Origin of the sequence: Rhodococcus sp. 06-156-4, assembly GCF_002259345.1 — a bacterium.
Classification (GTDB): domain Bacteria; phylum Actinomycetota; class Actinomycetes; order Mycobacteriales; family Mycobacteriaceae; genus Rhodococcoides; species Rhodococcoides fascians_E.
Genome location: NZ_NPGB01000039.1, coordinates 163,923 through 176,470, shown reverse-complemented (window position 1 = coordinate 176,470; position 12,548 = coordinate 163,923). Strand labels below are relative to the sequence as shown.

Here is a 12,548-nt window from a genome sequence, read left to right as displayed (position 1 = left end):
CATGACCGAATCCCTGCTGGACCGCGTACCCGTCATCCCCGTGGTGGTGGTCGAAAATCTCGACCACGCCGTGCCGATCGCCCGCGCCCTCGTCGCCGGCGGCCTGCCCGTCATCGAACTCACCCTACGCACCCCGGTGGCCCTCGACGCGATCGAACGCATTGCCGCCGAGGTGCCCGAGATCCTTCTCGGTGCGGGCACGATCGTCACGCCCGGCCAGGCAAAGCAGGCATCCGACGCCGGCGCGCAGTTCCTCGTCTCACCCGGCAGCACACCAGGGTTGACACAGGCGATGCGCGACACCGGTCTGCCCCACCTACCCGGTGCCGCCACCGTGTCCGAGGTGCTCGCGCTGCTGGAAGCCGGCTACACCGACCTGAAGTTCTTCCCGGCCGAGGCGTCGGGCGGCGCGAACTTCCTGAAGTCGATCCACTCACCCGTTCCAGCGGCCCGCTTCTGCCCGACGGGCGGGATCTCCACGGCCAATGCGTCGACGTACCTGTCGCTGCCGAACGTCGGATGCGTCGGAGGGTCATGGATCACCCCGGCGCCCGTTCTTGCTGCCGAAGATTGGGACGCCGTGACCACCCTCGCCCACGCGGCACGCGCCCTCACCTAGGGTGGCGATGATTCTCCCGTCGTCACGTCCTCCGACGAAGATCCTGGGCGACGCGGTGCTGGTCCCGACGTCAAAGTAGACTCCATAGACCGTGAGCCTCACCCTCGGAATCGTCGGACTGCCCAACGTCGGCAAGTCCACCCTCTTCAACGCATTGACCAAGAACGATGTGCTGGCCGCGAACTACCCGTTCGCGACCATCGAGCCCAACGTCGGTGTCGTGCCGTTGCCGGATCCGCGGCTGGGCAAGCTCGCCGAGGTCTTCGGCTCCGAGAAGGAGGTTCCGGCGCTCGTGTCGTTCGTCGACATCGCCGGCATCGTCAAGGGCGCGTCCGAAGGCGCTGGCCTCGGCAACAAGTTCCTCGCCAACATCCGTGAGGCTGACGCTATCTGCCAGGTGGTGCGCGTCTTCGCCGACGACGACGTCGTGCACGTCGACGGCCGCGTCGATCCCGCCGCCGACATCGAGGTCATCGAGACCGAGCTCGCGATCGCCGACCTCCAGACGCTCGAAAAGGCCATCCCGCGCGTCGAGAAGGAAGCGCGGATCAAGAAGGACCGCAAGCCTGCACTCGACGCCGCCATCGCTGCGCAGGCAGTACTGAACGACGGCAAGACTCTGTTCTCCGCGAAGGACAAGCTCGACTTCGAGCTCCTCAAGGAGTTCCAGCTGCTCACCACGAAGCCGTTCCTCTACGTCTTCAACGCCGACGAATCGATCCTCACCGACGACGCACGCGTCGGCGAGCTCGCACGATCCGTCGCACCCGCAGACGCGGTGTTCCTCGACGCCAAGATCGAATCCGAGCTCCTCGAACTCGACGCCGAATCGGCCGCCGAACTGCTCGAGAGCGTCGGCCAGACCGAACCGGGCCTCGATGCTCTCGCCCGCGCCGGTTTCCACACCCTCGGTCTGCAGACCTACCTCACGGCAGGACCGAAAGAAGCCCGCGCGTGGACGATCCACCAGGGCGACACCGCTCCCCAGGCTGCCGGAGTCATCCACACCGACTTCGAGCGCGGCTTCATCAAAGCCGAAATCGTCAGCTACGACGACCTCATCGAAGCCGGCTCCATGGCCTCGGCCAAGGCCGCAGGCAAAGTCCGTATGGAGGGCAAGGACTACATCATGGTCGACGGCGACGTCGTCGAATTCCGCTTCAACGTCTAGACAGCGCTTCACCCGCTTCGCATATCCTTTCGGAGAACGGAACGTACGGCGGTCGGTGATCACGGACGAGGCGATCGATGAAGAAGACCTTGGCGGCAGTGGCGTGTGTGCTGTTGCTAGGCGGATGCGCTACTGCGACGGACAACCAGCCCGAACCACGGGACCCTCTGTCCGTGGACACCACGACGGGCCTGCTGCGCGGTAGCGAGGTCGGTGGCACGCGGCAGTTTCTCGGAGTTCGATATGCGCAGCCACCAGTCGGTGATCTGCGGTGGGCGTTGCCGGAAGCTGCTCCGGACACCGAGGACACCGTCGACGCCACGTCGTTCGGCGCGCGGTGCCCGCAGGGGACAGGTCCGGATGTGCAGACCGACGAGGACTGCCTGTTTCTGAACGTGACGGTTCCTTCGGACGCGGGTGACGGCCGGCTTCCGGTCGTCGTGTGGTGGCACGGGGGCGGTTTCACCAGCGGCGCGGGCTCGGACTACGACGCCACGCGTTTCGCCGAACAGGGCAACGTGATCGTAGTGACGGTCAACTATCGGCTCGGAATGCTCGGCTATCTCGGTCTTCCCGGCCTGGAGGGCTCCGGTAACTTCGGGCTCGCCGATCAGCTCCTTGCGCTGAAGTGGGCGAACGACAATGCCGAGGCGTTCGGTGGCGATCCCGACAACGTGACCGTGATGGGGGAGTCGGCCGGAGGAATGTCTGCCTGTGCAGCGCTGGGATCCCCTGCTGCGGAGGGGCTCGTCGACAAAGCGATCATCCAATCGGGGTCGTGCCTGATCGACTGGCCCGCCGGAACTCTCTACCCGGGGCTGCCCGAGTTGACGCCGTACGCTCCGCTTGCCGAAAGCGAAGCAACGGGCAGTGCAATCGCAGACGCTCTGGGCTGCACCGACGATCGGCTGCGTTGCCTGCGGGAGTTGCCCGTCGAGAAGGTTGTCGAGCAATCGTCGTCGTTCGGCAATGGTCTGGCCTACGGTACGGACCTGCTTCCGACCAATCCGGCAGACGCAGTTCGAGACGGACGCACGATGCCGATCCCAGTGATCATGGGTGGTAACGCGGACGAGCATCGATCGTTCGTCGGGGGCGCGTTGCTGGCAGATCCGACGTCCGTCACCGACGAGACCTACAGGTCGCTCATCGAGCAGGCATTCGGCACGCGTGCGGGCGAGGTGGAACAGCGTTACCCGAGAAACGGATTCGACAGTGCAGCACTGGCATGGTCCACCCTGGTCACCGATGCGGCCTGGTCGTGCCCGATGCTGAACACGTCCGCGTTGCTGTCTGCGAACGCCGACGTGTGGTCCTACGAATTCGCCGACGAGACAGCCCCGGATGTGAGCGGTGTATCGGCCACGGGATTGGCTCAGGGCGCTGCACATGCGACCGATCTGCCGTACACGTTCGACCTGAACGGCAGTGACCTTCTCACCGGTCCCGGCCAGAAAGACCTGTCGGAGAAGATGATCGAGGCTTGGTCCGAGTTCGCACGATCCGGCAACCCGGGGGAGGGCTGGCCGAAGACAACGGACGCCAGCGGTCCGGTGCTGGAATTCGGCAACCCGGACATCGCGGTGGGCAACTACTACGACGCTCACCAGTGCGGGTTCTGGTGACTCTTCCGCTGTGTCCGCGGATTACCTGGCGCACCAGCGCGCAGGATGCCTAACTCGCGGTGTCGACAGCTTGGGCCACCATGTCCGCAGCGTCGGCCGTTGTCGCAGCGTAGCGGACATTCTCGAACCGGTGTAGGTACGCCGTGTAGATCCCGGACACCTTCTTGTTCGCGTTGTCCATGGCTATGACCTGTTTGCCCATCATCGCGGCCAGCACCGCAGCGTGCAGCCTGTCTGTAAGCACTACCCGGCCCTGGCTCAGTATTCGTCGTGCCACTCGTAGGTTCAACGCGGCAATCCGCGGATAAAAGCGAGACAGGGCGGGGTACAGCGTGGTGGTTGTCCTCGGGTAGCTGTGCGTGATCCGGGTTGGAACAGTGAGCGCATGCCAGACGGCGAGATTCCTACCGTGCAGACCCCAGTCGTACTGGACCGACGAGTGCTTTGTTTCGACGGTTCCGTGATCGGCCTTCTCGGAATCGACTCGAAGTAGTTTGACGACGTCCACCGACGGCTCAGCGGTGTCGGGCGAGATGTGTGCTCCGAACGCCATGTCGGGGCAGAAATCGACGCGGTTGTGTGGGAAGTGTTCGAGTGCGATCTCGTACGAACGCGTCTCTCGCAGCAACAAAGTCAGGTCCGGATGCTGTGCGTAAACAGCTGCTGTTTTCTCGAGCTCCCCAGGGTCGGCATAATCGATGCCTTGGGGGAGCGCGACAACCTTGTTGTGGGGGTAAGCAGAGATGATGCGTTCACGGAACTGCTGCACCTCGGACCAGCGGTCGCCGAAGTTCCCTCCACCGTTGAGTAAAATAGTGTTCCTGCCCACTCGGTTCTGCAGTAGCTCATCGGAGTGAGTGAACAGATCGGACACGTAACAAGGTTTCACACCGAGTTCTTCGAGATAGTTCGATTGGCCGACCCAGATCAGTGAGTCGCCGGCGTTGTGGTGCAACGGGAAGTCCAGCAGTGCGACGTGTTCGTCGGCGTCGACGTGCCGGCTCAGAACAGCGCGAGTCTCGTTCCGAATGGAGTCGAGTGCGGAACCTGTCATCGGCTGTTCGTCCTCATTCCGTGTCCGAGTAGACGTAAGCGCATCGTCAGTGCACCGTATTGCAACCCGATACTGTGCACCCACTGACCGCGGGACAGCGGTCGCAGAATCGATGGCACCCAGGGGTTCCGGACCAGTGTCAAGTACACGATGGTTGCGAGGTGGGCAGGAATCTGCGGCAGCGGCTTGGCGTCCGGGCAACCGAAGGGGCTGTGTTTGCGCGTGAGCAGACAGACAGTTCTTCCGTAACTGGTGCCCTGGCGAAAGGTTTCCCGAAGAGTGCTTCTCAGGCGATAGGCAACCACGGCATCGGGTGCGTGGCCCAGCGACATGCCGGCCTGCTGAATCCGCCACGAGTAGTCCACATCATCGCCGCCTCCGACGAAATCCTCGTCGAAGTACCCGACAATGTCGACTACGCGACGCCACATCGCGAAGTTGCTGCCCGGTGCGTACGGAAGGTACGGCGTAGCAAAGAGTTGCCCGGCCGGTGGAATATCGCGCCAGGTGGCCACTTCGGGCGAGTTGAGCGTGGACACCTCGATCGCGCCCCCGATTGCGTCGTAATTCGAGGCCGCATGGGTGAGCGCTGTCAGCCAATTCGGGTGAACAGCATCATCGGCATCGACAATGGCCAGAAATTGTCCGCGGGCGGCGTCGATACCGACGTTTCGTGCGTGGGAGACCCCTCGCGTACCGGAGGAATCAACCCATCTCAGAGGGAACGGGACGGTCACCTCGTCGAGGTGTTCGCGAAGCCCGTCGGTCGAACCGTTGTCGCTGACTACTACTTCGAAGGTGCCGTCGTAGTCCAGCGCAGCGAGCGCAGTGAGCTGAACGTCGAGATGGGGAAGCCCATTGCGGACGGGGATGATCACGGATACAAGACCGATTGGCACGTTATGACAATACCGATCGCGGGCTTGGAGGTGAATCCGAGCGCATGCTCGGAATCACTCGCCTTGGACGTCGAGATCGCGGATCCGGCGGGCGGGTGAACCGACGTACAGACCGTTCGGCTCACAGTCGCGTGTTACCAACGAGCCAGCGCCGATCACGCATCCACGCCCGATAGTGACGCCGGGCGCAACGACGACGTGCGCTCCCAGCCAACTGCCTGCACCGATCGTCACGGGCGCTGACATGAGTGTCCCAGCTCGGCGCGAAACAGGGCCGATGCGGTGAGTGCTGGTGACGACGGTGACGTTCATTGCGAGGAATGCGTCGTCGTGGATATCGACGGCGTCGGTCGAATCGATGTAAACCCGGTGATTCAGGAACACCCGATCTCCGATGGTGACATTTCCTGGTCCGAAATGGCAGCCGGCGTAGATCAACGATTTCCCGACTTTCCTTCCTAGCCCCCGGTACACAACCCACCGGTATCGCGATGGGATCAACGCCGATGCCGCGAATCGATTAACGACGACGTCGTAGAGTGTTCCTCGAATGTCAGCTGCAACTGTTGCCATGGTGTTCAGTCTGCTATCGGCCCGTGCAGCCGCTCAGGTAAGCCCCTGCGCCGCATGGAACTGCCGACCATTCGGAGCCGGCCTTGCATCGACCCGATTTGCATGCCGATGATATGTGCCCAGCGTCCCCGAGGTGGTGGCTGCAGAAAATTGGGCAACAGCGGATTCCGGGCTGTCGCGAGGTAAAGGATCGACGCGAGATTGGCTGCCACGGACAGCATGGCCGGCTGGCTGGGGCATCCCTGCGACTTGTGCTTTAGCAGGACCGGCCACGCCGCCCGACCGTACAAGATGCCCTGTTCGAACGAGGCCCGGACAGTGCGCCTCAGTCGATAGGACATCATTGCGTCGGGAACGTGACCCAGCGTCATTCCCATCTCCTGAATTCGCCAAGAGTAGTCGACATCTTCCCCTCCCATTGTCAGGGATTCGTCGAAGTATCCGACTGTCTCGGCGACCCGCCGCCACATTGCAAAGTTGCAGCCCTGGGCATAGGGGAGGTACACGGTTTCGAATCGCTGATCGGGTTGGGGAATGCGTCTCCACGCCGCGACTTCGAGAGTATTCAGTGAGTCCAGCTCTACCGGCCCGCCGAGCGCGTCGAAGTTCTCGGCTGCGTCCGTCAACGCGGACAACCAATTGCTGTGCGCAGCATCGTCGGAATCGGTGAAAACGAGCAACTCTCCACGCGCAGAATCAATTCCTACGTTTCGGGCGTGCGAAGCGCCGCGGACGTCCGAACTGTCAACGCATCGAACGTCGAGTTCGACTGTGTGATCCCGAATGAAGTCCCGCAGATCATCGGTCGAGCCGTTGTCGCTCACGATCACCTCGAACGCGCCCTTGTAATCCTGAGCCTCCAGAGCCCTGAGCTGCACGTCCAAGTGCGGCAAGCCGTTGTAGACCGGCACGATGACGGAAACGAGACTGATCGGCATGGTTTAAAACTGTACTGGGTGCACTTTCGCACCGAGTCGCTTACCTACCGCGCAGTCGTTTTTCCAACGGCGTCGGGAAGGACGGTACGACGGCGGTGCCGTCGAGGAGTGTTGTGATCCGCTCGGCTTCGGCGGTGACGTCGGCGGTGTTGGATCCGATGTCCTCGAACAGTTCGGTCGCGACTTCGCCTGCCGGAGTGACTGCCCATCCGCCGACGATTCGGCCGTCGAGCCAGATGGTCGGACCGATGTTGCCGAAGGTGTCGAACAGCGGTGGCTTGTAGTCACCGAGGTACCAGTCGCGGTGCTTCCAGCCCATCGGCGTCGGGTCGAGGGCGGGGAGCAGCACGACGCCGCGCGCGGAGCCGGACAGGTCTGTATCCGGCAGCATGATGCCTTCGCCTGCGGTCAGTTCGACGGCGACCGTGTCGATGGTTGCCACCGCCGCACGTGTCTGGGTCTTGTTCCATCCGGTCCACCATTGGATGTCGGCCATGGTGGCCGGACCGAACACTTCGAGCCACCTGCGCACGAGTTCTCGGCGACTGTCGGTCTCGTCGACGGCGGGGATGCCGCCTGGCCACCAGTGATCGATCGGAGCCCACGCGTGCCGCCGTGACGTCCAGGCGCCGCGAGGTTCGACCCTCACCATTTTTCCCTCGGCTGCCATCATCACCAGGACTTCGGAGGTGACGTAGCGCCTGACGTCGTACGACTTGTCGGTCGTGGGCAGAAACGCGGTCTTGAGCAGTGGAACCGCGGCGGACAACTCGGCTCCCGTTGCTGTGCCGACGGCCTTCAGGCGTGTCTCGGTCTCCTGTTCGACCTGCGCGATCCATGCCGCGGGGTTCTCGACCACCGGATCGGTCGGTCCCTTCTCGACTTGGGTGAGCAGCCGCTTGCGCATCGTTCGTGCGACGCCGAGACTCGCTGCGGCATGGACGAGCGGTAGGTCGTCGTGCGCGAGAACGAACAGCGTGCGGCGCATCGCCATCGAGCGGACCAATGTCCGACGCTCGTACATCGCGGCGCGGACGTCGTCGATGCCCAGCGACCGGGCACGCGCGAGAACGGACAGGTAGACCGTCGCTGGATCGGTGGCGTGCAGGGCCAACACGGACTCGACGACGGCCTCCGGCGTCGATGCCGCCGCGAACTGCCGTGACACCAACCGGGCGCGGCGTTGTGCATCGGTGATCTTCACCCGAACAGTGTGCCTCGCGGGGCCGACATGGCACGATCCGTGCGTGGACGAATCGCAGAACTTGAAGGATCTCGCGCGCCTGCGACGCGTGCGTGACCGGATGGATCGCGACTACGCTCAGCCGTTGGACGTCGAGGCGTTGGCACGCGGTGTGCACGTGTCGGCCGGCTACCTGAGTCGGCAGTTCAAGCGTGCCTACGGCGAATCTCCTTACTCGTACTTGATGACTCGCCGGATCGAACGTGCAATGGCGCTGCTGCGACGAGGAGATCTCTCGGTCACCGACGTGTGCTTCGAAGTGGGGTGTTCCTCGCTCGGCACGTTCAGCACGCGCTTCACCGAGCTGGTGGGAATGTCGCCGAGCGTCTACAAGCGACGTGCGGCCGGAGACGCGGCAGGCATACCGTCGTGCGTCGTGAAACAGGTGACGAGGCCGATCAGAAGCGGCGCACGCCGATGACGTGTCGAGATGCTCGCCCGTACAGCTCCGTCTACAACTCGATTCCGGTTGCCTCCACCACCGTCGACCACAGGGCATCCCTGGCGTCGGGGGAGTCCTTGCGCCACGACGGGTAGTGGGTCGGCCGAATGGCTCGGTCGTGCCAGAACTTTCCGGTGCTGGTGAGCGCTTCGTCGCCGGCGGCGAGCCAGACGATGGTGTCCGCGCCTTCGTCGGGTGTGCGGAGGATGGGTTTCATGACCGTGCCGAACATCGGAATCGAATCGGTCACTCCCGGTGTCGCGGCCCAGCCGGGGTGCATGCTGTGCACCACCGGATCGTGTTCTTCGGTCATTCGCTGAGCCAGCTGCTCGGCGACGACCACCTGCATACGTTTGGTGCGGGCGTACGCCGTCATGCCGGAGTACTTTCCGGAGGCGAACTCGAAGTCGCGCGTGTGCAACGGCACCGGATACATGCCGCCGCTGGAGACGAAGACGACTCGGGATCCGGCGTCGAACAGTTCCCTGGCGCCGACGGTCAGGGCGACGGGGCCGAGGACGTGGGTCGCGAATGCGGCCTCGTGGTTCTGTGCTGTCGACGTGCGCTCCTCGGGCATGACGCCCGCACAGTGGACGATGGCATGCAGCCCGGTCAGCTCCGACGTCAGGTCCGTCACCAGCCGTGCGACGGAATCGAGATCGCTGACATCGCATTCTCGGACGACGATCGACGCTTCCGATGCAGCTGTCTTGATGATCCCGGCGGACTTCTCGAGTCTTTCGGCCGATCGCCCGACGAGGTGTACCCGGGCGCCGAGTTTCGCGAGGGACGTCGCTGTGGCGGCCCCGAGCCCGGAGCTGCCGCCGGTGACGACGACGTCGATCGGTTCGGGAAACGGTGCCGGGTCCGACGCCCAGAACCTGCTGCGCACCGTCGACCCGATGCGGGAGTAACCGGGTACGACGGTTCGATCGAGGACGGTGTCGAGGATGCGCGTCACGGAGACCATGCGTCCTTCGTACCCCACCGTGTCATCATGCAAGCATGGTTCTCTCCGAGGAGGCACGCGATCTGCTCGCTGATCTACCTGCGCACAGACGTCAGACGTTCGAGCTGCGTCTGCAGCAGTGGGGGCCGGATCTGCTCGACGCGGTGACCGCGCTGTATTCCGCACCGGACGACGTGGCGTCGGCTCTCGTCACCGTCGCGGCCCGGGGGTTCGCCGCGCGGTCCGACGAGTTGCACCGGCTCGACGAACGCAGGTTGTTGCAGCCGGACTGGTTCCAGCGGCCGAACATGTTCGGGTACGCCTGCTACGTCGACAGGTACGCGAAGACGTTGAACGGCTTGGGGGACAGGCTCGATCATCTGACCGACCTGGGGGTCACGTATCTGCACATGATGCCGTTGCTGAAGCCTCGTCCCGGTGACAACGACGGCGGATATGCCGTCATGGACTTCTCCTCGGTGCGTGAGGATCTCGGTACCAACGAGGATCTGGCGCAATTGGCCGCCACGTTGCGTAGCCGCGGAATCAGCCCCGTCGTCGACCTGGTTCTCAATCACGTTGCTCGCGAACACGACTGGGCGGTCGCCGCGCGCGCAGGTGACGCGAAGTATCGTGACTACTTCCTGATCTATCCCGATCGCGACACTCCCGACAGGTTCGAGCGCACCCTGCCCGAGGTGTTCCCGGACTTCGCGCCCGGTAGCTTCACCGAGGTCGACGGCGAATGGGTGTGGACGACGTTCAACGAGTGGCAGTGGGACCTGAACTGGGCGAATCCCGCCGTGCTGCTCGAATTCGCCGAAGTAGTGGTGCATCTGGCGAACCTGGGAATCGAGGTGCTGCGCCTCGACGCCATCGCATTTCTGTGGAAGAGGCTCGGGACCAACTGTCAGAACCAGCCGGAGGTGCACGCCGTCACGCAGGCGCTGCGGGCGACCTGCCGGTTGACCGCTCCTGCGACGTTGTTCAAGGCCGAGGCCATCGTCGGGCCCCGCGAACTCATGCCCTATCTGGGCGAGGGGCGCCATGCGGGACGCGTGTCGGACATCGCCTATCACAACAGCCTGATGGTGCACGTGTGGTCGATGTTGGCGTCCGGCTCCACCGATCTGGCCCGGCACGCGCTCGCTGGGTTGCCGCCGACACCGCCCGGCGGTACCTGGGTGACCTATGTCCGCTGTCACGACGACATCGGCTGGGCCATCGATGATTCCGACGCCTCCGCCCGGGGTGTCACCGGCGTCGGGCATCGGCAGTTCCTTGCGGACTGGTACTCCGGCGAGTTCGACGGATCGTGGGCGGAAGGGCTTGTCTTCCAACACAACAGGGAGACCGGTGATCGGCGGATCAGCGGCACGGCCGCGGCCCTCACCGGTCTCGGCCCGTCGAGGAAGGATCCCGCGGGCGGGTTCGCGCGCATTTTCCTCGCGCACGCCGTCGTCGCCGCATGGGGAGGCATTCCCGTCGTGTGGAGCGGCGACGAGATCGGGTCACCGGGCGACCCCGAGTGGGCGTCGGAGGACGGACACTCCGCCGACAACCGCTGGGTTCACCGGCCGCGGATGACCGACGCCGACCGAGCCCGCCGCCACGAACAGGGCTCCGACGCCCAACGCGTTTTCGACGGTGTAGCTCACATCGCACGTGTCCGAGCCGGCCTGCCGATGCTTCATTCCGAGGCTCCGACGCGGGTCCTCACCGACGCGGACATCGACGACGGCCTCCTCGTCGTACAGCGTCGACACCCGAGCGGGACTCTCGTCGGTGTCTTCAACGTGACTGCCGATCATCGACCACTCGCCCGTGCCCGGTTGGCGGACCTGGGGTCGGTCGATGTCCGCGAAGTGCTGTCCGGCCACGATCTGGCAGAGCACGGACTGCACGATCCCGGCGGAACGCTGTGGGTCCCGCCGTACGCCGCGTGGTGGATCGTCTGAGAATCGGCGAAGAGGCGCAGGCGTTATATCCCTGTTACCCTGCCTCCCGAAGGTCGTCGGATTCGGACGTTAGGGACTCGTTGATGTTTTCTCGTGCTCGTAGCTCGGTCGGCGTGCTCCGGGGGCTGCGCTCCCGCCTGCTGTTGGGTCTCGTCACCGTGCTGGTCGCTGCATTCGGCGCCACCTTCGTGGGGACGGGTGTTGCGCAGGCCGATTCCGCTCTGGTCTACGTCCACTCGGATGCAATGAACAAGGACATCCCCGTCAAGGTCCTGAAGGCTGCAGGTGAGGGTCCTGCTCCGACGATCTACCTGCTCGACGGCCTGCGCGCGCCGGACGACAACAACGGCTGGCTCATCGAGACCGACGTGGAGCAGTTCTTCGCCGACAAGCACGTCAACGTGGTCATCCCGTTCGGTGGCGGCGGAACGTTCTACACCGACTGGGAGCGCCCCGACCCCAAGCTGGGCGTCGTGAAATGGGAGACCTTCCTGACGCAGGAGCTGCCGCCGGTCATGTCCGCGCAGTTCGGCAGTGACGGCGTCAACAATGCAGTCGCCGGTCTGTCCATGAGCGGCACCTCCGCGCTGAACCTGGCCGCGAACCACCCCGACTTCTACAAGGCCGTTGCATCGTTCAGCGGCTACCCGACGGCCAGCAGCCCCGGCTACGCGCAGGGTATCCAGGTGTCGGTCGGCGAGATGGGCGGCAACGCGCGCAACATGTGGGGCGCATGGCCGTCGGCGTCGTGGCTCGCCAACGATCCGCTGCTCAACGTCGGCAAGCTCCGCAACACCAAGGTCTTCGTCTCGGCCGGTACCGGTTCGCCGTTGACCGACCCGACCGTCAACCCGGTCAGCGCCAGCTTCGACCCGGTCAAGTTCGCACAGATGGTTCCACTCGAGACTGCGTCGGGTCTGTCCAGTCGCGCCTACGTCGGAGCTCTCCGCGCAACCGGCAACAACCCGGAGGTGCGCATCACCGGAGTCGGAACGCACTGGTGGAACTTCTGGGAAGAGCACCTGAAGGACGCGTGGTTCACCACCTTCGCACCGTCCCTGGGACAGTAGGCATTCC

Annotated in this window: 12 protein-coding genes; 6 read left to right on the top strand and 6 right to left on the bottom strand. The window is 64.2% G+C overall.

What is annotated here, in order from left to right; genetic code table 11:
- The first annotated feature begins 1 nt into the window (after nt 1).
- From eda to CH290_RS29580, 3 genes are all read left to right on the top strand, one after another.
- On the top strand, nt 2-619 hold the full coding sequence (gene eda, locus CH290_RS29590; RefSeq protein ID WP_020112628.1) for a bifunctional 4-hydroxy-2-oxoglutarate aldolase/2-dehydro-3-deoxy-phosphogluconate aldolase: 618 nt from the start codon (nt 2-4) through the stop codon (nt 617-619).
- A 91-nt stretch (nt 620-710) separates the two neighbouring features.
- Nucleotides 711-1,790 (top strand): redox-regulated ATPase YchF, encoded by a 1,080-nt coding sequence (gene ychF, locus CH290_RS29585; RefSeq protein WP_019665448.1) that lies wholly within the window; start codon nt 711-713, stop codon nt 1,788-1,790.
- Nucleotides 1,791-1,867: 77 nt separating this feature from the next.
- Nucleotides 1,868-3,415, top strand: a complete 1,548-nt coding sequence (locus tag CH290_RS29580; RefSeq protein ID WP_033188034.1) for a carboxylesterase/lipase family protein — start codon at nt 1,868-1,870, stop codon at nt 3,413-3,415.
- Nucleotides 3,416-3,464: 49 nt separating this feature from the next.
- Here the strand turns inward: CH290_RS29580 and CH290_RS29575 are convergent, their stop codons facing one another.
- Genes CH290_RS29575 through CH290_RS29555 form a run of 5 tightly spaced genes read right to left on the bottom strand, consistent with a single transcriptional unit; the run spans nt 3,465 to nt 8,083 of the window.
- Entirely contained in the window at nt 3,465-4,469 is a 1,005-nt protein-coding gene (locus CH290_RS29575; RefSeq protein WP_033188035.1) for a polysaccharide pyruvyl transferase family protein, read from the bottom strand.
- Nucleotides 4,466-5,368, bottom strand: coding sequence for a glycosyltransferase family 2 protein (locus CH290_RS29570; protein ID WP_033188036.1), 903 nt, complete (start codon nt 5,366-5,368; stop codon nt 4,466-4,468). Before CH290_RS29570 ends, CH290_RS29575 begins: the two co-directional genes overlap by 4 nt.
- 54 nt (nt 5,369-5,422) lie before the next feature.
- Nucleotides 5,423-5,941: an acyltransferase gene (locus CH290_RS29565; protein ID WP_033188037.1), complete on the bottom strand. Its 519-nt coding sequence runs from the start codon at nt 5,939-5,941 to the stop codon at nt 5,423-5,425.
- A gap of 5 nt (nt 5,942-5,946) precedes the next feature.
- Entirely contained in the window at nt 5,947-6,879 is a 933-nt protein-coding gene (locus CH290_RS29560) for a glycosyltransferase family 2 protein (protein WP_052082962.1), read from the bottom strand.
- A 40-nt stretch (nt 6,880-6,919) separates the two neighbouring features.
- Entirely contained in the window at nt 6,920-8,083 is a 1,164-nt protein-coding gene (locus CH290_RS29555) for a winged helix DNA-binding domain-containing protein (RefSeq protein ID WP_033188038.1), read from the bottom strand.
- Nucleotides 8,084-8,183: 100 nt separating this feature from the next.
- Here CH290_RS29555 and CH290_RS29550 point away from each other — a divergent pair, with 100 nt between their 5' ends.
- The gene (locus CH290_RS29550; RefSeq protein WP_230620848.1) at nt 8,184-8,543 is read left to right on the top strand and encodes a helix-turn-helix transcriptional regulator; all 360 of its coding nucleotides are present in this window, start codon (nt 8,184-8,186) and stop codon (nt 8,541-8,543) included.
- A gap of 31 nt (nt 8,544-8,574) precedes the next feature.
- Here the strand turns inward: CH290_RS29550 and CH290_RS29545 are convergent, their stop codons facing one another.
- The gene (locus tag CH290_RS29545) at nt 8,575-9,534 is read right to left on the bottom strand and encodes an SDR family NAD(P)-dependent oxidoreductase (RefSeq protein ID WP_020112623.1); all 960 of its coding nucleotides are present in this window, start codon (nt 9,532-9,534) and stop codon (nt 8,575-8,577) included.
- A 35-nt stretch (nt 9,535-9,569) separates the two neighbouring features.
- On the opposite strand from CH290_RS29545, the gene CH290_RS29540 reads away from it, so the two are divergent.
- Both CH290_RS29540 and CH290_RS29535 read left to right on the top strand, forming a co-directional pair.
- Nucleotides 9,570-11,471, top strand: coding sequence for an alpha-amylase family protein (locus CH290_RS29540; RefSeq protein ID WP_033188039.1), 1,902 nt, complete (start codon nt 9,570-9,572; stop codon nt 11,469-11,471).
- Nucleotides 11,472-11,554: 83 nt separating this feature from the next.
- The gene (locus CH290_RS29535; protein WP_019665440.1) at nt 11,555-12,541 is read left to right on the top strand and encodes an alpha/beta hydrolase; all 987 of its coding nucleotides are present in this window, start codon (nt 11,555-11,557) and stop codon (nt 12,539-12,541) included.
- Nucleotides 12,542-12,548: the final 7 nt, after the last annotated feature.

Coding starts and splice junctions, on each gene's coding strand:
- eda (WP_020112628.1), top strand. CDS start 2: ATGACCGAATCCCTGCTGGACCGCGTACCCGTCATCCCCGTGGTGGTG.
- CH290_RS29580 (WP_033188034.1), top strand. CDS start 1,868: ATGAAGAAGACCTTGGCGGCAGTGGCGTGTGTGCTGTTGCTAGGCGGA.
- CH290_RS29575 (WP_033188035.1), bottom strand. CDS start 4,469: ATGACAGGTTCCGCACTCGACTCCATTCGGAACGAGACTCGCGCTGTT.
- CH290_RS29565 (WP_033188037.1), bottom strand. CDS start 5,941: ATGGCAACAGTTGCAGCTGACATTCGAGGAACACTCTACGACGTCGTC.
- CH290_RS29560 (WP_052082962.1), bottom strand. CDS start 6,879: ATGCCGATCAGTCTCGTTTCCGTCATCGTGCCGGTCTACAACGGCTTG.
- CH290_RS29550 (WP_230620848.1), top strand. CDS start 8,184: ATGGATCGCGACTACGCTCAGCCGTTGGACGTCGAGGCGTTGGCACGC.
- CH290_RS29545 (WP_020112623.1), bottom strand. CDS start 9,534: ATGGTCTCCGTGACGCGCATCCTCGACACCGTCCTCGATCGAACCGTC.
- CH290_RS29540 (WP_033188039.1), top strand. CDS start 9,570: ATGGTTCTCTCCGAGGAGGCACGCGATCTGCTCGCTGATCTACCTGCG.
- CH290_RS29535 (WP_019665440.1), top strand. CDS start 11,555: ATGTTTTCTCGTGCTCGTAGCTCGGTCGGCGTGCTCCGGGGGCTGCGC.